The sequence below is a fragment of the Campylobacter armoricus genome, assembly GCF_013372105.1.
In the GTDB taxonomy this organism is placed as follows: domain Bacteria; phylum Campylobacterota; class Campylobacteria; order Campylobacterales; family Campylobacteraceae; genus Campylobacter_D; species Campylobacter_D armoricus.
Genome location: NZ_CP053825.1, coordinates 930,429 through 950,380, shown reverse-complemented (window position 1 = coordinate 950,380; position 19,952 = coordinate 930,429). Strand labels below are relative to the sequence as shown.

At 28.1% G+C, this 19,952-nt stretch carries 21 protein-coding genes; 15 read left to right on the top strand and 6 right to left on the bottom strand.

What is annotated here, in order from left to right; all coding sequences use genetic code 11:
• Positions 1–72 precede the first annotated feature (72 nt).
• From ilvC to CARM_RS04895, 5 genes are read left to right on the top strand one after another with little or no spacing between them, the layout of a single operon-like run.
• Positions 73–1,095, top strand: coding sequence for a ketol-acid reductoisomerase (gene ilvC, locus CARM_RS04915; RefSeq protein ID WP_139425967.1), 1,023 nt, complete (start codon positions 73–75; stop codon positions 1,093–1,095).
• A complete protein-coding gene (locus CARM_RS08435; RefSeq protein ID WP_236633046.1) occupies positions 1,096–2,163 on the top strand; it encodes a divergent polysaccharide deacetylase family protein in 1,068 nt (355 codons plus the stop codon).
• A complete protein-coding gene (locus tag CARM_RS04905; RefSeq protein WP_139425968.1) occupies positions 2,150–2,917 on the top strand; it encodes a DNA-processing protein DprA in 768 nt (255 codons plus the stop codon). Before CARM_RS08435 ends, CARM_RS04905 begins: the two co-directional genes overlap by 14 nt.
• On the top strand, positions 2,914–3,300 hold the full coding sequence (gene ruvX / locus CARM_RS04900) for a Holliday junction resolvase RuvX (RefSeq protein ID WP_139425970.1): 387 nt from the start codon (positions 2,914–2,916) through the stop codon (positions 3,298–3,300). The genes CARM_RS04905 and ruvX overlap by 4 nt, the downstream gene beginning before the upstream one ends.
• The gene (locus CARM_RS04895; protein WP_139425972.1) at positions 3,287–4,180 is read left to right on the top strand and encodes an RsmB/NOP family class I SAM-dependent RNA methyltransferase; all 894 of its coding nucleotides are present in this window, start codon (positions 3,287–3,289) and stop codon (positions 4,178–4,180) included. Before ruvX ends, CARM_RS04895 begins: the two co-directional genes overlap by 14 nt.
• Positions 4,181–4,380: 200 nt before the next feature.
• On the opposite strand, the gene rpsO is transcribed toward CARM_RS04895, so the two are convergent.
• A complete protein-coding gene (gene rpsO / locus CARM_RS04890; RefSeq protein ID WP_139425974.1) occupies positions 4,381–4,653 on the bottom strand; it encodes a 30S ribosomal protein S15 in 273 nt (90 codons plus the stop codon).
• Between the two features lie 216 nt (positions 4,654–4,869).
• On the opposite strand from rpsO, the gene CARM_RS04885 reads away from it, so the two are divergent.
• From CARM_RS04885 to CARM_RS04865, 5 genes are read left to right on the top strand one after another with little or no spacing between them, the layout of a single operon-like run.
• On the top strand, positions 4,870–5,274 hold the full coding sequence (locus CARM_RS04885; RefSeq protein ID WP_139425977.1) for an Rrf2 family transcriptional regulator: 405 nt from the start codon (positions 4,870–4,872) through the stop codon (positions 5,272–5,274).
• Positions 5,267–7,429 (top strand): flagellar biosynthesis protein FlhA, encoded by a 2,163-nt coding sequence (gene flhA, locus CARM_RS04880; protein ID WP_139425979.1) that lies wholly within the window; start codon positions 5,267–5,269, stop codon positions 7,427–7,429. The genes CARM_RS04885 and flhA overlap by 8 nt, the downstream gene beginning before the upstream one ends.
• Before the next feature lie 9 nt (positions 7,430–7,438).
• Complete coding sequence (locus CARM_RS04875; protein WP_139425981.1) at positions 7,439–8,497, top strand: DHH family phosphoesterase; 1,059 nt, start codon at positions 7,439–7,441, stop codon at positions 8,495–8,497.
• On the top strand, positions 8,475–8,711 hold the full coding sequence (locus CARM_RS04870) for a hypothetical protein (protein ID WP_139425983.1): 237 nt from the start codon (positions 8,475–8,477) through the stop codon (positions 8,709–8,711). The genes CARM_RS04875 and CARM_RS04870 overlap by 23 nt, the downstream gene beginning before the upstream one ends.
• The gene (locus CARM_RS04865; protein ID WP_139425985.1) at positions 8,708–9,337 is read left to right on the top strand and encodes a hypothetical protein; all 630 of its coding nucleotides are present in this window, start codon (positions 8,708–8,710) and stop codon (positions 9,335–9,337) included. The genes CARM_RS04870 and CARM_RS04865 overlap by 4 nt, the downstream gene beginning before the upstream one ends.
• Here CARM_RS04865 and CARM_RS08510 read toward each other — a convergent pair.
• On the bottom strand, positions 9,326–9,457 hold the full coding sequence (locus CARM_RS08510; protein ID WP_268904552.1) for a hypothetical protein: 132 nt from the start codon (positions 9,455–9,457) through the stop codon (positions 9,326–9,328). The genes CARM_RS04865 and CARM_RS08510 overlap by 12 nt on opposite strands.
• Before the next feature lie 229 nt (positions 9,458–9,686).
• Between CARM_RS08510 and CARM_RS04860 the strand changes: the two genes are divergently transcribed.
• The 3 genes from CARM_RS04860 to dnaK are packed head-to-tail and all read left to right on the top strand — an operon-like array spanning position 9,687 to position 12,869.
• Positions 9,687–10,469, top strand: a complete 783-nt coding sequence (locus CARM_RS04860) for an HrcA family transcriptional regulator (protein WP_139425986.1) — start codon at positions 9,687–9,689, stop codon at positions 10,467–10,469.
• Complete coding sequence (grpE, locus tag CARM_RS04855; protein WP_139425988.1) at positions 10,466–10,975, top strand: nucleotide exchange factor GrpE; 510 nt, start codon at positions 10,466–10,468, stop codon at positions 10,973–10,975. Before CARM_RS04860 ends, grpE begins: the two co-directional genes overlap by 4 nt.
• A gap of 22 nt (positions 10,976–10,997) precedes the next feature.
• On the top strand, positions 10,998–12,869 hold the full coding sequence (dnaK, locus tag CARM_RS04850) for a molecular chaperone DnaK (protein WP_139425990.1): 1,872 nt from the start codon (positions 10,998–11,000) through the stop codon (positions 12,867–12,869).
• 24 nt (positions 12,870–12,893) lie between these two features.
• On the opposite strand, the gene CARM_RS04845 is transcribed toward dnaK, so the two are convergent.
• The 4 genes from CARM_RS04845 to CARM_RS04830 all read right to left on the bottom strand — a co-directional run bounded on the left by CARM_RS04845 (position 12,894) and on the right by CARM_RS04830 (position 17,988).
• Entirely contained in the window at positions 12,894–15,848 is a 2,955-nt protein-coding gene (locus CARM_RS04845; RefSeq protein WP_176301001.1) for a two-partner secretion domain-containing protein, read from the bottom strand.
• 70 nt (positions 15,849–15,918) lie between these two features.
• Positions 15,919–16,575 (bottom strand): DNA/RNA non-specific endonuclease, encoded by a 657-nt coding sequence (locus CARM_RS04840; RefSeq protein WP_139425530.1) that lies wholly within the window; start codon positions 16,573–16,575, stop codon positions 15,919–15,921.
• Entirely contained in the window at positions 16,572–17,015 is a 444-nt protein-coding gene (locus CARM_RS04835; protein ID WP_139425528.1) for a GatB/YqeY domain-containing protein, read from the bottom strand. The genes CARM_RS04840 and CARM_RS04835 overlap by 4 nt, the downstream gene beginning before the upstream one ends.
• Before the next feature lie 10 nt (positions 17,016–17,025).
• On the bottom strand, positions 17,026–17,988 hold the full coding sequence (locus CARM_RS04830; protein WP_139425526.1) for a Ppx/GppA phosphatase family protein: 963 nt from the start codon (positions 17,986–17,988) through the stop codon (positions 17,026–17,028).
• 56 nt (positions 17,989–18,044) lie between these two features.
• On the opposite strand from CARM_RS04830, the gene CARM_RS04825 reads away from it, so the two are divergent.
• Both CARM_RS04825 and pdxA read left to right on the top strand, forming a co-directional pair.
• Positions 18,045–18,812, top strand: coding sequence for a pyridoxine 5'-phosphate synthase (locus CARM_RS04825; RefSeq protein WP_139425524.1), 768 nt, complete (start codon positions 18,045–18,047; stop codon positions 18,810–18,812).
• A complete protein-coding gene (gene pdxA, locus CARM_RS04820) occupies positions 18,809–19,918 on the top strand; it encodes a 4-hydroxythreonine-4-phosphate dehydrogenase (RefSeq protein ID WP_139425522.1) in 1,110 nt (369 codons plus the stop codon). The genes CARM_RS04825 and pdxA overlap by 4 nt, the downstream gene beginning before the upstream one ends.
• The last annotated feature ends 34 nt before the right edge of the window (positions 19,919–19,952 follow it).

Below are 19,952 nucleotides of genomic sequence, written 5' to 3'. Positions count from 1 at the left end.
TATCATAAAAGGATTAAATTTATATTTTTTAGTTATAATCTTTGCTTTAATTTAAATTTTTAGGAGTGTATAATGGCTATTTCTATTTATTATGATAAAGATTGTGATATAAATTTAATAAAATCAAAAAAAGTAGCTATCATAGGTTTTGGTTCTCAAGGACATGCTCATGCTATGAATTTAAGAGATAGTGGTGTGGAAGTGATTATAGGTTTAAAAGAAGGTGGGCAAAGTTGGGCAAAAGCTCAAAAGGCGAATTTTATAGTAAAAAATGTAAAAGAAGCTACTAAAGAAGCAGATTTAATCATGATTTTAGCTCCTGATGAAATTCAAAGTGAAATTTTTAATGAGGAAATAAAACCTGAATTAAAAACAGGTAAAACTTTGGCATTTGCACATGGTTTTAATATTCACTATGGACAAATTGTTGCTCCAGTAGGTATAGATGTAATCATGATAGCACCTAAAGCTCCAGGACATACTGTAAGACATGAATTTAGCATAGGTGGTGGAACGCCTTGCTTAATTGCTATCCATCAAAATGAAAGTAAAATAGCAAAAGATTTAGCTTTAAGTTATGCTAGTGCTATAGGTGGTGGTAGAACGGGTATTATAGAAACAACTTTTAAAGCAGAAACTGAAACAGATTTATTTGGCGAACAAGCAGTGCTTTGTGGAGGGCTTAGTGCTTTAATCCAAGCAGGTTTTGAAACTTTGGTTGAAGCAGGTTATGAGCCTGAAATGGCTTATTTTGAATGTTTGCATGAGATGAAATTAATTGTAGATTTAATTTATCAAGGCGGTATTGCTGATATGAGATATTCTATTTCTAATACTGCTGAATATGGAGATTATATCACAGGATCTAAGATTATCACCAAAGAAACTAAAGAAGCTATGAAAGGTGTTTTAAAAGATATACAAAATGGAAGTTTTGCTAAAGATTTTATCTTAGAAAGAAGGGCAAATTTTGCAAGAATGCATGCAGAGCGTAAGTTAATGAATGATTCTTTGATAGAAAAAACAGGAAGAGAGCTTCGTGCTATGATGCCTTGGATTAGTGCTAAAAAATTAGTTGATAAAGATAAAAATTAATTGAAAACTAGAGATAAAAAACACAAAGTGCTTCTAGCACTTTGCTTGGTTGTGCTAGGAATTTTTCTTTTTATATTTGGATCTTTGTTTTTAAAAAAAGAAGAAAACAAGGCTTTTGAATATAATCAAACTATAGCGAAAAAAGAGCCACAGACTATATTAGAACAAGAAAACAACTTTAGCTTTAATGATATAAATTTCACTTTAGAAAATGAAAAATTAGAATTTTTAGATAAAAACATTAGCGAAATTTTAAATTTAAACTCCGTTAATGCAGAATTAAATCAAACTAAAGAAGATAGTAAAACTTCAGTTTTAGAAATTGCTGAGCACAATGTAAGCAAAGGGCTAAAAAATGAAGAGCAAAACATATCAAATAAAAATGAAGATAATAATAAAACTCAAATTTTAGAGCAAAAACATACCAAACCTCGCTTAGCAATTATTATAGATGATATGGCAAGTCATACTCATGTAGATATGCTTAAAAAAACTAATTTAAAATTAATTCCATCTTTTTTTCCACCTGATAAACGCCATCCTTATACAGCTGAATTTGCTAAAGATTTTGATTTTTTCATGGTGCATTTACCTTTGGCTGCTATAAAATATGACAAAGCAGAGTTAGATACTTTACATCCTGATGATGATATGCAAAAAATAGGCAAACGCATAGCTTTTATAAAAGAACAATTTCCAAATGTAAAATTTATTAACAATCATACAGGTAGTTTATTTACCGCAAATATACAAGCTATGGAAAAGCTATTTAGTGCTTTTAATAAAAATAATTTTATTTTTGTTGATTCAAGAACAATAGGAAAATCTAAAGCAAAGAATTTAGCAAGTAAATTTAATCAACCTTATATAGCTAGAGATGTATTTTTAGATAATGAAGATGATATAGTATATATTAAAAACCAACTCAAACAAGCAATTAATGAAGCTAAAAAGAAAGGTTTTGCTATAGCTATAGGTCATCCAAGAGATAAGACTTTTAGAGCCTTAATGCAAAGTAAAGATATACTAAATTCAGTTGAGCTTGTGTATTTAAATGAAATCTATTGAAAATATTGATGAATTTAAAAATCTTTTAAATCCACCTTCTAAAATTTATTATAAAGGCAATTTAGAGCTTTTAAAAGCTAGAAAAATAGCTGTTATTGGCTCTAGAAAAATGAGTGTTTATACTAAAAATTGTCTTTTGGAATTGGTAGCTTTATTAAAAAAAGCTAAAATTTGTGTGGTAAGTGGTGGAGCTTTAGGGGTGGATATTCAAGCAGCAAAAATTGCATATCCACAGACTATAGCTGTATTTGCTAATGGTCTTGATGAGGTTTATCCAAAAGCCAATGCTAATGAAATTTTAAATATATATGAAAATGCTTTGGCATTAAGTGAAAATGAAGCAAATTATAAAGCAAAGCCTTATGATTTTTTACTAAGAAATAGACTTATAATAGCATTAAGTGAAGTTATTATAATAGCTCAAGCTGATTTGAAAAGTGGTTCTATGCAAAGTGCTAGACTTGCCTTAAGCATGAACAAGCCTATCTATGTTTTACCTCATAGGAAAAATGAAAGCGAAGGAACAAATTTACTTTTGGCTACAAAAAAAGCAAATTTAATTTATGATTTTGAAGAATTTGTAAAAATGTTTGGAGAAATTTATCCAGAACAAAAAGAAGATGAATTGCTAAATTTTTTAAAACATGAGGATGATTTAGAAAAAGTTTTACAAAAATTTGGCGATAAAGTATATGAATATGAGCTTGAAGGTTTAGTTGAAATTTTTGGAGTTAAAATAAAAACTTGTGTATGAAAACTTTAGCTTTAGATATAGGTTTAAAACGCATAGGTGTAGCTTTGTGTGTTAATAAAAGTATAGCTATGCCACTTGAAGCTATAATTAGGAAAAATCGTAATCAAGCTGCAAATGCAGTAAAAAAATACATTAAAGAATACGAAATAAATACTTTGGTTATAGGAATTCCTATAGGTGGTTCAAGTGAAGATGAAATGCGTAGAAGGATTGAGCATTTTGTTGCTTTGCTTGAATTTAATAATGAAATTTTTTTTATAGATGAAAGTTATAGTTCTAAAAATGCACAAGAGCTTGGTATAGCAAATTTAAAGAAAAAAGATGGAAAGCTTGATTCTTTGGCTGCGTATTTGTTTTTAAAGGATTTTTATGGCCTTGTTTGATTTAAATATAGCATTAGATATGATTTACACAAAAGAACAAAAAGAACAAATAATTCAAAGTCTTAATCAAGAAAAAAATGTCAATGTTTTTAGAAATTCCCTGCTTATAAATAACGAAGAGTTAGAAAAGATTTTTAAAATAGAAAATATAGTATTTGAAAAGGTTGATACATATTGTTATAAAATTTCAAATTTTTATAAAAGCAAATTAAGCTCTATGAGTGCTTTCAATGAAGGAAAATTTTATATACAAAATTATTCTTCGTATTTGTGTGCTAAAACCTTAGGTGTTAAAGCAGGGGAGAGTGTTTTGGATATGTGTGCAGCTCCTGGTGGGAAAAGTTTAAATTTGGCTAATTTTATGCAAGATCAAGGCTATTTAGCAAGTTGTGAATTATCTAAAACACGCTTTTTTACGCTAAAAAAAACTCTAGAAAATTATAAAGTTAAATTGGCAAAATGTTTTCTAAAAGATGGACGCAGTATAGGGAGAGCTTGTCCTTTAAAATTTGATAAAATTTTACTTGATGCGCCTTGTTCAACTTTCGCAAAAATGGGTTTTGATATACAAAAAAATACAAAAGAAATTAAACAAATTTCAAATTTACAAAAAAAACTACTTCATTCAGCATTATTGGCTTTAAAACATGGTGGGGAACTGGTGTATAGCACTTGTACTTTCTTAAGAGAAGAAAATGAAGAGATTTTAGAAAATGCATTAAGAAATGAACGATTTAAACTAGAATTGCTTGATTTTGATTTAGCTAATGTTGATTTTATATGTGCAAAGAGTGATGAATTTGATTTATCATTTGCTAAAAGAATTTTACCAAATGACTATGTAGATGGATTTTTTATAGCAAAAGTGAAAAAACATTAAAAATCAATAAATTTAAATGTGAAAAATATTTTTTGGTATAAAACTTAAAGTGCTATTTTTAAGTATCTAGAGAGTAAAATCACATTGTGAAACTCTTGTGAATAAAGATAGTAAAAATTCTAAACTTAAATTAAGAGAAAAATAATTTTATTAAACAAAAAGAATTGGATGGTATTTTATTCGATAAATAAGCCAAAGGCTTATTTATCTCTTAAATTTAACTCATTGATTAATTTAGTGTAAGCTTGATAATCTTTTCTTTTAAGATAAGATAAAAGTCTTTTTCTTTGACCAACAAGTTTTAAAAGTCCCAAACGAGATGAAAAATCTTTTTTATAGATTTTCAAATGTTCTGTTAAATCTGAAATTCTTGCGCTTAAAAGAGCAATTTGAACTTCTGGAGAACCTGTATCTCCATCTTTTCTAGCAAATTTTGCAACAATTTCTGCTTTTTTAGCCGAATCTAAAGCCATAATAGACCTCCTGAGCGGTATTTAATTTTTAAAAAATGGATTATACCTAAAAAAACAAAAAATATGCTGAATTTTTAATTTAAAAAAATAAATAAATTTAATTTTTATCAAGACTTGTTTTGATATAATATTTAAGTTTTAATATATAAATAATATTTAATTTGTAACTTTTGAATATCTAAATATTGTAATAATTTTTTATGAAAGGAAAATATTGTGTTATTTACAAAAGCTAGTGAATATGCTTTGTTATCTTTAATGTATATAGCAAAATCTCAAGAACCTCAAGATGTTGATACTATGTCAGCAGCTTTAGATATTCCAAAAAGCTTTTTGGCAAAAATTTTGCAAGCTTTAGCTAAAGATACACTTTTAAAATCTTATAAAGGTGCAAAAGGGGGATTTTCGTTAGTAAAAGAACCAAGTGAATATACTTTAAAAGAAATTATAAATAGTGTGGAAAAAAAATCCATTAATGTTTTTGAATGTAGCAATGGAATTTGTCCTTCTCAAAAAGAGGAAAATTGCAAAATTATGCCAGTGCTTGTAAAACTTCAAAATAAGATAGATGATTTCTTAGTTTCTATTACTTTAGAGGATATTATTCAAAATAATGGCTAAAAGAAATATTCTTACTTTGGTTTTGCCTTGGATTGCTCCGCTTATTGCTCCCATTGCAAAGGCAAAAAGCTTAACTATAGTAGCTGTAATTATTGCGATTTTGGCTATTATTATAGTTCCTTTACCAAGTATAGTTTTAGACTTTTTTCTTGCTTTAAGTATTGCAATTTCGGTTTTGATTATTTTAATTTCTTTATATATACCAAAACCTACAGATTTAACAACTTTTCCAACTTTACTCTTGATTATAACTCTTTTTAGACTTTCACTTAATATTGCTACAACGCGTATGATATTAAGTGAAGGACATCAAGGTCCAGCTGCTGTTAGTGATATAGTGGCAAGTTTTGGTGAATTTGTTGTTGGTGGAAATTATGTTATAGGTATGGTTGTTTTTTGTATTTTAGTTTTAATTAATTTTATGGTTGTAACTAAAGGTAGCACAAGGGTTTCTGAAGTTCAAGCAAGATTTACTCTTGATGCAATGCCTGGTAAGCAAATGGCAATTGATGCGGATTTAAATGCTGGATTGATAGATGAAAAAACAGCGCGTGCAAGACGCCAAGAAATTATAGCTGAAGCAAATTTTTATGGAGCGATGGATGGTTCTTCCAAATTTATAAAAGGTGATGCTGTTGCTGGTATTATCATTACTATTGTAAATTTAATCGGTGGATTTATGATAGGTTATTTTCAGCATGATATGGAGCTTGGAGAATGTGCTTCGACTTATACTATTTTGACTATAGGTGATGGACTTGTATCTCAAATTCCTGGACTTATTACTTCTACTGCCACAGCTATTATTATCACGCGTGCTAGTAAAGATGAGGATAATTTTGCTGAAGGTTCTATCAATCAGCTTTTAGGTGAATATAAAACATTACTAATTGTTGGATTTGTTTTGTTTATATTTGCTTTAGTACCTGGTTTACCACATTTTTCTTTAGGATTTATGGCTATAGTATTTTTAGGACTTGGATTTGTTATCAAGCAAGTGCAAGAGGGTGAAATTCAAATTAATACCATTTCTAATAAAAAGTCCCAAGAAGCTCATGATGAAGAACAAGCTAATAAATCTCAAAAACGCAGTGAAGAAGAAATACTAAAAGAAGAAGAAAATAAAATAACTGATATTTTAAAATTAGAAATTTTAGAATTAGAACTAGGTTATGGTTTAATCAAATTAGCAGAGAGTGAATTAACAGAGCGCATTAGATCAACAAGACGCAATATAGCTCAAAGTTTGGGTTTTTTAATGCCAAAAATTAGAATTAGAGATAATTTGCAATTAAAACCAAATGAATATACTTTTAAACTTAAAGGTGTAGGCATAGCTAGTGCTGAAATTTATCCGGATAAATATTTAGCTATGGATAGTGGGTTTATTACTGAACCTATTGAAGGCATTGCCACCAAAGAGCCTGCATTTAATTCAGATGCCTTATGGATAGATTCTTCGTTAAAAGATGAGGCAACGCTAAATGGTTATATAGTGATTGATCCTGCAAGTGTGATTTCAACTCATATGAGCGAGCTTATCAAAGCTAATGCTTCAGAACTTTTAACTAAACAAGAAGTACAAAATTTATTAGATAAGATTAAAAATGACTATCCTATTGTTGTAGATGATTGTTTAAGAGTTGCAAGTATAGGTTTAATTCAAAAGGTTTTAAAAGCATTGCTTAAAGAGCATATTCCTATTAAAGACATGCTTACGATTTTAGAATCAATTAGTGATATAGCTGAAGTTAGTAAGAGCTTAGATATGATTATAGAGCATGTAAGAGCTTCTTTAGCAAGGGTAATTACAAATTTATATGTAGATGAAAAAGGGCAAATTAGTTTTTATATTTTTGATGCTGCTGCAGCTGCTAAATTAATGGAACATGTTCAGTTTAAAGATGGAACTTATCACTTGATGATCAATGTAGCACAAACTGGAGCCTTAGTCGAAGCATTAAAAGCTGAACTTGCAAGTGTAGCAAACACAAGAATAAAACCATTCTTACTTTGTGTTGAACCACAACTTAGAAAATTTATTGCTGATATATGTTCAAATTTTGGTATCAATATAACGGTTTTGAGCTTTGCAGAAATTGCAGAAAATACTAAATTTGAAACAGAAGGTATAATAAAAGTTGATAATTTATAAAGGAAAAATATGAAAATTTATCATCTTTCGCATACAGATTTAGATGGTTATGCTTGTCAGTATGTGCTAGATTTTTATTTTAAAAATTGTTATTTTTATAATTCTAATTATGGTAAAGAAATTAATGAAAATTTTAATGTTATTTTTAAAAATATTGAAGAAAATTTAAAAGAAAATCCTAAAGAAGAATTTATAATCTTAATTACCGATTTAAATTTAACTTTAACCCAATGTGAAGATTTTCAAAAAGCTATAGAAGGTAAAAAAATAAAACTTCTACTTTTAGATCATCATCAAAGTGGTTTAGAATGTATGCAAAAGTATCCTTGGTATTTTTTAGATGATAAAAGATGTGCTACTAAGATTGTTTATGATTTTTTTAGTAGATGTTATGGAACAAATAAAGCTTTGTCAGAATTTGTAGATGTGGTAAATGCAGTAGATATTTGGCTTAGTGAGGATGAAAATTTTGAGTTAGGTAAAGTTTTGCTTGGTATGGTTTCTGGAGCAAAAGAGATTAATAGAGTAATGTTTGCTCAAGAAAATATAGCTTATCTTTTTTATTTATTTAATGTTTCTAGAGCTTATATATATAAAAAAGATGCTCATATTAGCTTAGATGATGATTTACATAGTTTAAAGAAGAGTTTTTTTAGAAGAGAGTGTAATAATACTTTAAGTAATTTGATTTCTAAATTCATAGTGGAAAGATTGAGTGTTAATAAAGAGAAATTCAGTGTATATTATAAAGGGCAAAAGGGACTGCTTACCTCAAATATAGGTAATACTTCTGTAATAGGAAATGATTTTTTAATGCAAAACCCTGATTTTGATTTTTTTGTAGATATTAGTTCGAGGAAAACTTTAAGCTTTAGGGCTAATAATAAAATCGATGTAAGTTTGATGGCTAAAAATTTAGTCAATGGAGGAGGGCATAAAAATGCTAGCGGTGGTTTATTTGCAACATATAAAGAAAGCTCTAATTATGATTTTATAAAAGCACAATTTGTAGATTTAATTAAAAGCAAGGAATTAAAGGAAAATAATGAAAGCAAACCACAATCTTAAAGAAGAAATAGAAAATTTGCAATATGAATTAAGTATAGTTTTAGAGGCAATGCTTTTATTTGCTGGAGTAAAAAGAACAAAACTAGAAAAAGCCGTAGATAAATATATAGATTGTATTGATGAAGTTTGTTTAAATGTTCAAAAAGAAGGCGTTGATGAAATTTTAGAAGTTGTAGAATATTTAAAAAATCATCATAAAGATTTATTTGAATGAGATTTTTGGTTATAGCTTTTATAAATATATTTGTTTATGCAAATATTTATGAAGATTTAAATGATTTTGCCTATAATAAGCAAAATACAATAAACTTACATACAAATCAGGCTTTGTTTTTAGAATATAAAAAAAATAAACAATCATGTGTGGATATAATTCTTTATAAAAATAAGACACAAGTTGTAAAAATTTATCCATTGTGTGAAAATTTAAATAAAAAAAGCTTAAATGAGTATTTAAATACACAATTTATAAGTTTATACACCAAAGATTTATCAAAACTAAGAAGAGAAATTGCTGATATTAAAAATGTTATGCGTGATTTCATGATTTATTATACACTTTATCAATCTTTTACAAGTGATATTAAAAAAATGAGTAAAAATGATAAATTGCAAGTATATGAACTAGATACTAAAAAAGGTGGAAAAATTTTTTATAAAATCAATAATAAAGCTTGTGTTGTTTTTGATCTTTATTTAGATGAAACTTCGCAGGCTATTATGCAGATAAGCGGAATGGAAAATTTAGATAAAACTTGCATGGAATTAATCTCTTCTCCTGAATTTAAAGATTTATCATTTACAAGAGAAGATATGAAAAAATATAAATTAAAAAACTAGTCTAAACAATTTAAGATAATAAAGCTTTAAAATTCTATTTAAAGCCATTTTTTTCTTTGCTATATTACAAAATACATAAGCTTCAAGATCTTGCTTTTCTCTTAAAGTAAGATTTTTCATTATTAAACCTTTTTTATATTGCTAAACGCAATTATAATATTTCATTTATTTAATAAAACTGAAATTATAAATTATAATATTTATACTAAAAAAACTTTAGCTATATAGACTAAATAATTTTAAATAATTTTATTTAAAAAATACTTGACATTATAATACTAAAGTTGTATAATACTTTTCAGCACTTGAAAACAATGAGTGCTGAAAATAATTTTTTAAGGTTATTATAGTGAAGTCTTATAATAAAAAAGATTTAATTTTAAGAACTATTATAGAAACTTATCTAAATGGTAACAATCCAGTAGGTTCTAATGAATTAAATCATAAGGTTAGCATACCAGCTTCTACTATAAGAGTTTATTTTAAAAAATTAAGTGATGAAGGTGTCATAACGCAACTTCATATTAGTAGTGGGCGCATACCTACCATTAATGCCATGAAAGCTTATTGGCAAGAGCAACTTTGTGAAGAAGAGCTTATTATAAAAGATCTTGCTTTATTGGAGTTTTTGTTAGATAAATTTGAAATTTATACATTGATTTATGGTGGTGATGAGCTTATTTTGCATGATATTACTAAAGTAAATGATAAATTTATTATACTTGATTTTGGACAAAATGAGATTGTATTAAAATTTAATCAAGATAGTTTGATTTTTTTAAAAAGACTTATAGGGCTTGACTTAAAAAGTATTGAAAATTTAGCATTTAGGGTTGAGTTTAAAGAATTGTTAGAAAAAATAGCTATGCTAAAACAATCTATGATTTATTATAGATATAATGAGAGTAAAGCTTATCAAATTTATCAAAATGATGAATTTGCTAAGCTTTTATCTCCAAAAATTGGGTTTTACTTTGATGGTAAATTACAATTTGAACCCTTATTTGAAGAAGGCTTTATGGGGTTAAAGCTTAAGAGCACATTTTTAGGTAAAGAAGCAAAAGCTATTTTTGCAGGAAGTGTGTATTCTGACTTTAAAACAATGTTAAATATTATAAAGGAGGCTGCATGAGCGAAGAAAAGCAAAAAGAAGAAATGCTAGGGGAAGCATTGGAAAATTCAGAAAATCAAAATGATGAATTAGAAAAACTTCAAGCAGATTATAATGAGTTGAAAGATACTTATTTAAGAGCAAATGCTGAATTTGAAAATATTAAAAAAAGAATGGAAAAAGAGAAAATTTCAGCAACTATATATGCAAATGAAAGTTTTGCTAAGGATTTGCTTGATGTAGTTGATGCACTTGAAGCAGCTATCAATGTAGAAGCTAACGATGAGCTAAGTTTAAAAATTAAAGAAGGAGTTCAAAATACTCTGGATTTGCTTTTGAAAAAGCTTGAAAAGCATATGGTCAAAGTGATAGATGCAAATGGTGAGTTTGATCCAAATCTGCATGAGGCGATGTTTCATGTAGAAAGTGCTGATCATGAAAGCGGTCATATTGTTCAACTTTTACAAAAGGGTTATATAATGAATGATAGAGTGATAAGATCAGCTAAAGTTAGTGTTGCAAAATAAAATTTAATAAAAAGGATAAAAAATGGCAAAAGTTATAGGTATAGATTTAGGAACAACAAACTCATGTGTGAGTGTGTATGAAAGAGGTGAGAGTAAAGTAATCCCAAACAAAGAGGGTAAAAACACTACTCCTTCGGTAGTTGCTTTTACAGATAAAGGTGAGGTATTAGTAGGTGATAGTGCTAAGCGTCAAGCAGTTACTAATCCTGAAAAAACTATTTATTCTATTAAAAGAATTATGGGTTTAATGATTAATGAAGATGCAGCAAAAGAAGCTAAAAATCGTCTTCCGTATCATATCACAGAAAGAAATGGTGCTTGTGCGATTGAAATAGCAGGTAAAATTTATACTCCGCAAGAAATTTCAGCTAAAGTTTTAGTAAAGTTAAAAGAAGACGCAGAAGCTTTTTTAGGCGAAGAAGTAGTAGATGCGGTTATTACCGTTCCTGCATATTTTAATGATGCTCAAAGAAAAGCAACAAAAGAAGCAGGACAAATTGCAGGACTTAATGTACTTAGAATTATAAATGAACCAACAGCAGCAGCTTTAGCTTATGGACTTGATAAAAAAGAAAGTGAAAAAATAGTAGTTTATGATTTAGGTGGTGGTACATTTGATGTTACTGTGCTTGAAACAGGTGATAATGTTGTTGAAGTTTTAGCAACTGGTGGTAATGCATTCTTAGGCGGTGATGATTTTGATAATAAATTAATTGACTTTTTGGCAAGTGAATTTAAAAACGAAACAGGTATTGATCTTAAAAATGATGTAATGGCTTTACAAAGATTAAAAGAAGCTGCAGAAAATGCCAAAAAAGAATTAAGTTCAGCAAATGAAACTGAAATTAATTTACCATTTATTACAGCTGATGCAAGTGGTCCAAAACATTTAGTTAAAAAACTAACTAGAGCTAAATTTGAAGGTATGATTGATTCTTTAGTGGCTGAAACTATTAATAAAATCAATGAAGTTGTAAAAGATGCTGGGCTTGATAAGAGTGAAATAAAAGAAATTGTTATGGTAGGTGGTTCAACTCGTGTTCCTTTAGTTCAAGAAGAAGTTAAAAAGGCTTTTGGAAAAGATTTAAATAAATCAGTAAATCCTGATGAAGTTGTAGCAATTGGTGCGGCTATTCAAGGTGCTGTTCTTAAAGGTGATGTAAAAGATGTGCTTTTACTTGATGTTACTCCACTTTCTTTGGGTATTGAAACTTTAGGTGGAGTTATGACTAAAATTATAGAAAAAGGCACAACCATACCAACTAAAAAAGAACAAGTTTTTTCAACCGCAGAAGACAATCAAAGTGCAGTTACTATTAATGTTTTACAAGGCGAAAGAGAATTTAGTAGAGATAATAAATCTTTGGGTAATTTTAATCTTGAAGGAATTCCACCAGCACCTCGTGGTATGCCACAAATCGAAGTTACTTTTGATATAGATGCAAATGGTATTTTAACAGTTAGTGCTAAAGATAAAGCTACAGGAAAAGCACAAGAGATTAAAATAACAGGTTCAAGTGGTTTAAGTGAAGAAGAAATCAATAATATGGTAAAAGATGCAGAGCTTCACAAAGAAGAAGATAGAAAACGCAAAGAAGCAGTTGAAGCTAGAAATGCAGCTGATGGTTTAGTGCATCAAGTAGAAAAATCACTAAATGAACTTGGAGATAAAGTAAGTGATGAGGATAAGGCAAACATCCAAAAGGCACTTGATGATTTAAAAGAAACATTGAAAAATGTTAATGCTTCTAAAGAAGAAATAGAAAGCAAAATGAAAGCTTTGAGCGAAGTTTCTCATAAATTAGCAGAAAATATGTATAAAAAAGATGAACCAAATGCAGCTAATGATAAAAAGAAAAAAGATGATGATGTAATCGATGCAGAAGTAGAATAAAATTTAAGTGCACAAAATGTGCACTTAATAAATCTCTACCACACAAGGATTCATAGTTTTATAATTATCACTTACTATACAAGTTCTTGATCTTTGTTTCATAGAAGCTTCTTCTACTTCTTCTTTTTCATCTTCTTCATATTCAAAAGTAGGTGTTTGTTTTTGAGCATTAGCTACTTGGCGTGATACTTTTTTATAATCTTCATTTTCATTACCATCAACTACTATTTCATCTAAATTAGGTATAAGTAAAGCTACATTATCAAATTTACCTATTATTTTAAAGTGATTATTTGAATCAGTGCTAGTTTTATTTTGATAAGTTTGTAATAATTCTTGATTATTATTTATACTAGCAAAAAGCTCTTTACTAAGATTATCTAATCTATCTACTTCAGCTTTTAAAGCATTTAAAGTTGCATCATTTTTTATACTAGGATTTTCATTGACTTTTTTAACATAGTCATTGTATTTTGCTATGGCTATTTTTAATTGCTCTTGAGCTGTTTTTAAATCTATAAAGGCTTTGTTAGATTGTTTGACTAAAGGTTTTAATTTATCATTGATAAAGGCTAAAAGATTTGCTTTATTTGTAGCAAATTTTTGATAATTTTTATAATTAGTTTTATAGTCATTACCAAAGCTTTCTAGTATTTCTTTCATACCTTCTTGGCCATATAAGGCTTCTAGGAAAGATATACTTTGTTTTAGTTCTTCACTTATTCCTTTGATTGAATTAAGATCATTTATATCTATCCAGTAATTACCTGCAAGAATTTCTCCTAACCAAGTATTTAAATCATTTGCACTAATTACATCATCATTACCTAAGATTACATCAGGATTGGTTGGGTTAGATGGATTAGATGGTAGTATAGGTTTTTCTATAGTATTTGCTTTAGATAAAAAGTCTTGATAGTTACTTTCTTGGGTATTATCATTATAAGTGTGAATGTTTATTTTATTGCTAATATAACCATTTGTATTAAAATCATTCCAGTAGTCTTCATCAGCTATTGCATTAGTTAATTCTCCATCTTTATGGTAGATATGGATATTGTCTAAGGTAAAATTAATATTGCTGTTATATTTACCACCAAAGAATTTACCAGCATAATTTTGATTACCACCACTTGCACTTATACTCATATTTGGATTTAAAAATATATAAATGTTTTTGAAGGTAGAAGAGTTGCCAACACTACCAGCAAAACCACCAGCAGAGCTATCATCTAAGTTACTAACACTACTACTAATATTTCCTATATTATTTAAAGAAATATTGCTAAAGGTTCCACTAACACTACCCGCAAAACCACCGGCATAACTATCATCATTGTTGCTATTACTACTAATACTGCCAATATGATTTAAAGAAATATTGGTATAAGTTCCACCAGCTTTACCAGCAAAACCACCAGTATAACTTTTATAATAGTTGTTACCGCTAATATTTCCTATATTGTTTAAAGAAATATTTGTAAAAGTTCCACTAGTTTGACCAGCAAAACCACCTATATAACTATTATAGTTGTTGTAGCTACTATTAATATTTCCTATATTGTTTAAAGAAATATTAGTATAGATTCCACTAAAAATTCTACCAGCAAAACCACCACTCCAACCATCATCACCACTGCTACTACTGATAATAATATTTCCTATATTATTTAAAGAAATATTGCTAAAAGTTCCATTGCCAACATAACCAGCAAAACCACCAACCATAACATTGTCAGCTTTTATCCCACCACCCATATAATCTACATTGATATTTTTAATAGTTGCTTCACGAATATAACCAAATATACCAATTCTATAAGCTCTATTACCTAAAGAAGTTGTGTCTATATTGATATTTTTTAAAGTATAACCTTGTCCATCAAAGGTTTTGGTAAAAGCATCAGAGTGGCTAACTATCATAGAAGTGCAACCTAAATCATCTATACAATAATTAGCATAGTTTTTACCTTCATTTCCGCTAAAATCCACATTCCCTACTAATCTAAACTCATCAATATTTCGCGTATTACCTAAATCTTCGTTCCATCCCTTAGCAAAGTAAAACCATTCTATAGCATTAGCTTTTTCATTTCCCATATTACCTATAGTTAGGGCTTTTTTGAAGTTAGAAGAAATTCCATTATGAGTGGTATTAGCACTATCTGTATAATTTACTTTATTTATATTTACATTATTTCCAAAATTATAATTATCATTAGCAAATTTATTCATTTGTCTTTGTATGTAACCACCTTGTATAGCTGTTACATTAATAGTTGAATTTAAATTAGTGCTATCTGCATCTATATATACATTATTTCCTACTAAATGTGTAGTAGAACTAGCATTACCTAGCTTACCACCTTGTATATCTACTTTATTGCCTATAAGCAATACATTATTTGCATTAATATTACCCATATTGACTACATTACCTAATTTGTTAGGTTTAAATACTGGAGAAAAGGTTAAGCCCTGGTCGAAATTACTCATATTAGCAAATCTTTGCATAGCTGTATTATCCATCGATGAAGTAGAAGCTACAAAGCGATTAGCATTGATGGTTCCATTTTTAGTAATGATTACTCCATTAGGATTGATTAAAAATACATTATTACCATTTGCATTTAATAATCCATCTATAGTAGATTTACTTGTTCCATGAGCAATGTTTAGGTAGTTTTTATTGTTTCCATTAAAATTTACACTTTCACCTTTACCTATACTAAATCCCCCCCCCCATTGAATGACAGAGTTTGTTCCATTACCATGTATATTTAAAGTATTGTTGTTTGGTTTGTTTATAGTTCCTGTTGTTCCATGAGTAAATTTACCTCCACTAGGTAGAGCAAATGTAGATGAAAAAAGTAAAGAAGCGACTATATTTGAAAGTAGAATTTGTTTTGATAATTTTTTGCAAGAAGAGATTAAATCAAAATTATTCGATTCCCCCCCCCGTGGAGAAAATATTAACATAAAAAATCCTTTATTAAAAATTTTGTATATGTTAATATTATATTTATAAAAATTAACTTAAATTAATGTGTTAAAATTTAATATATTTTTTGCAATTTTCTTTGAAATAATTTCTATCAAATCTTGCAAAATTATCATTATTTGGGACTTTATAACATTCTGCATAGTTTTTTGCTTTAAGTATTTTTACATAAAAACTAGGTATTGCAATGTTGTTTTTTATGCGTTTTGGTTTTTCATCATAAAGAACCAAATTTAACACCTCTAATTCTTTGTTTTTCTTTGCTAAATATCTTTCTCTTTGTTCGATTTTATTCCAAATTTCAGCGTTAATATCCTTTTTTTGTGGAGTGATATTACTCATTAAAAAAGTACTAAGCTGGGCTTGTGGGGTTGCATTCATAGATTGATTAGGCACGACATGCCCTCTTGTATAGCCACTTCTTAGATAATCTTCCCAATAAGTTCTGTATTTTTTAGGTATATTTGTATCTTCTGAAAATTTAGGGCGTTTTTTGATGTGTCCTTGATTTAAAATACTTGCTTTTAGTTTATAAGCTATGGCTTTAGTGCCTTTATAATTATAATCATAACAATTAATATAATAATATTTATCCATAAGTAAAGAACAATTTTTAAAGTAGTCTTTAAAGCTAGGATGTAGTTCATATTGAGTATAAGCAAAAGAGCTTAAAGCTATAGCACAAAGTGTTAGAAATTTTTTCATGCTAAAAGCTTTCTTACCTTTTCATTCAATCTTTTACCATCAACACTTGCTCCAAAAATTGCTTTAGCTTCTTTCATCAAAATACCTTGTTCTTTTAATGAGCTAATTTGTAGTTTTTCTATGAGTTTTTTTAGCTCACTTTCTAATTCCTCATCGCTAAGTTGTTTTGGTAAATATGTACTTAAAATAGCAACTTCTTGGAGTTCTTTTTGAGCTAAATCTTCTCTTGCGCCTTTGTTAAAAGCTAAGGCCGCTTCGTTTCTTTTTTTAATTTCACTTGCAATAATTTTATGAATTCTTTCATCATCAAGTGTAATTCTTTCATCTACTTCTATTTGTTTAAAGCTAGCATTAAGCGTTCGTAAAGTATTTCTTTTAAAATCATCTTTGTTACGCATAGCTTCTTTTATATCTTCTAAAATTTGATCTTTTAAATTCATTTTTTCTCCTTTAAAATTTGATATTTTTAAAATGTGCTATACACACGCCTTCTCTAACACCATCATCAATTACAATTAACTTTTGTTTATCAAATAAGGCAAAAAGTATCATTGAACCTGCTATGAGGTATTTTTTTCTATTTTCTCCAAGATAAATTTTAGCTTTTTCTTGCTCTAAATTCCAAATTTTTAATGCAAAATTAAAAAAATCTTTTCGCTTTAGTATTTTACCATTTACACTTTCTTCTAAGTAGTCTTTGTATTTTATATTTTGTTTGTAAGCACAAAGTGTAGTAGGAACACCTGAATTTAATACAAAAAATTTTCCTTTTAAATTCTTTTTAGCCTCTTTGATTACATTAAAAGCTTCGAAAAAAATTTGTTTAAAATGCACTGGATAAGAACTAAAATGAATTTTTAGTTTTTTATCTTTAATGTAGGCAAGATTTTTTGGGTGTTTTTTAAAAAAATTCACATAAGCATTTGGCTTTATAGCTTTAAAATTCATTCTTTCATAAAAACTAATAATACCAAAATCATAGCTTTTACTAAAATAATCATTTGAAATTTCACAAGAAGCACCACCTAAATCACAATAACTTAAATTTTTTCTAAAAAGTTTAAGAGTTTTAAGACGCTCTTGCATACCTAAAATGCTTAGTTTTGCTTCGGTTTTTGCATCAATAACTTGTATTTTAAGTTGGAATTCTTTTTCGATTTTTATAAAAATATCTTCTGTGTTTTTTGCATTTCTAAAAGCAGCTGTAGCAACTGCCTTTGCTTGACTTAGATTATATTTCTCGCTTAAAATTTTTAAAGCATTAAATAATCTTTGAATCGCTTCATTACTTATTAAACCATTTTGCATATTTTTAGCTGTAGCTATGATAAATTCTTCACTTTTTAATTTATTAAAATATTCATCCATAAAAACAGCTCTTAGAGTGTTTGAGCCTATATCTATACCAAGCACTAGCTCTCCTTAAAAAAATTAAAGTATAATAGCTAAAAAACTTATAAGGAAAACTTATGCTTTTAGGGGTTAATATCGATCATATAGCAGTTTTGCGAGAAGCTAGAAAGGTTAATGATCCAGATTTATTAGAAGCTGCTTTGTTAAGTGCAAATTTGGCTGATCAAATCACTATTCATGTAAGAGAAGATCGTCGCCATACTAATGAACAAGATTTAGAAAATATCTTAAAATATTGTAAGTGTGTAGTCAATCTTGAATGTTCTGCGGATATGATAGAATATGCTTTAAAATACAAACCTTCACGCGTTACTTTAGTGCCTGAAAAAAGACAAGAACTCACAACAGAAGGTGGATTGAATCTTCATAATGAAAAATTACAAGAAGTGGTTAATGCTCTAAAAAAAGAGCAAATCGAGGTTTCTTTGTTTGTTGATCCAAATTTAGAAGATATTAAAAAATCATCTTCTTTAAAAGCTGATTTTATAGAGCTTCATACTGGATTATATGCTAATATTTATAATGCTTTATATACTAATATTAATCAAACTTCTTATGCATTACCCGAGTTAATTTTAAGTAAAAATGAACTCAAAAAGCTTTTAAAAAATGAACTCCAAAGATTAAGACAAAGTGCAAGTTTAGCTAAGAGTTTAAATTTAAGAGTAGCTGCTGGACATGGGCTTAATTATAAAAATGTAAAAAATATTGTAGATATTTTAGAAATAGAAGAGTTAAATATAGGTCAAAGCATAGTAGCAAGATCAGTTTTTGTAGGCTTAGAAAAAGCTATATTGCAAATGAAAGCTTTGATTAAAAGATGAAAAAAATTGCTATTAGTATAGGGGATTTAAATGGCATAGGTATGCAAATTTTATTAGCTTGTCATGATGAGCTGGTAAAAATTTGTGAGCCTTATTATTTTGTGCATTATGAATTATTTCAAAAAGCAAATAAACTTTTGAAAATAAACCCTAAATCTAAAATCAATTTAGTTGAAATTTCTTATGCTTTAAAACCACAATTTGCCTTAAAAGAAGAAAAAGAAAATTTTTTAATTTATGATTTTTCATATCAAGCTAGCAAGGTGATTGATTTTGATTTTGAGTTAAATCCTGCAAATTTGGATGCTAAAAGTGGGGCTTATTCTTTTTTAAGTTTTGAAGGGGCTAGTTATTGTTCGAATTTATTTTTAGATGCTTTAGTAACTTTGCCAATTAATAAAAAAACTTGGCAAATGGCTGGTATAGAATATAAAGGGCATACTGAAGCTTTGAGAGATTTTTTTAAACAAGATGCCATTATGATGCTAGGGTGTGATAAGCTTTTTGTGGCTTTATATACTGAACATATAGCTTTAAGAGAGGTTTATAAGCAAATTAAAGCTTTTAAACTAGCTAAATTTTTGATTAGTTTTTATCAATGCACTTTTTTTGAAAAAATTGGAGTTTTAAGTTTTAATCCGCATGCAAGTGATAATGGTGTAATTGGTGGAGAAGAAGAAAAACAAATAAAAAAAGCTATAAGAATGGCAAATGTATTTTTAAAAGAAGATGATTTACTTTTGCAAAATTTAGAAAATGAAGATTTTTTAAAACAAAAAGAAAAAGAACACTCTAATAAAAAAGATATTTTTCTTAGTGAGCCTTTGGTGGCTGATACTGCTTTTACACCTTTTGCACTAAGTAGATGTAAGTATTTAGTAAGTATGTATCATGATGTTGCTTTAGCACCTTTGAAAGCTTTGTATTTTGATGAAAGTATTAATGTGAGTTTAAATTTACCTATCATTCGTACTAGTGTTGATCATGGCACAGCTTATGACAGAGCTTATAAAAATGAAAAAATCAGTCTAAAAAGTTATATTCAAGCGGTAAATTCGGCCATTCAATTTTCAAAAATCAAAGAAAACATAAGTAAAAATTGTTAAAATTAATTCATCAAAATAAATTCCAAGGAGAATA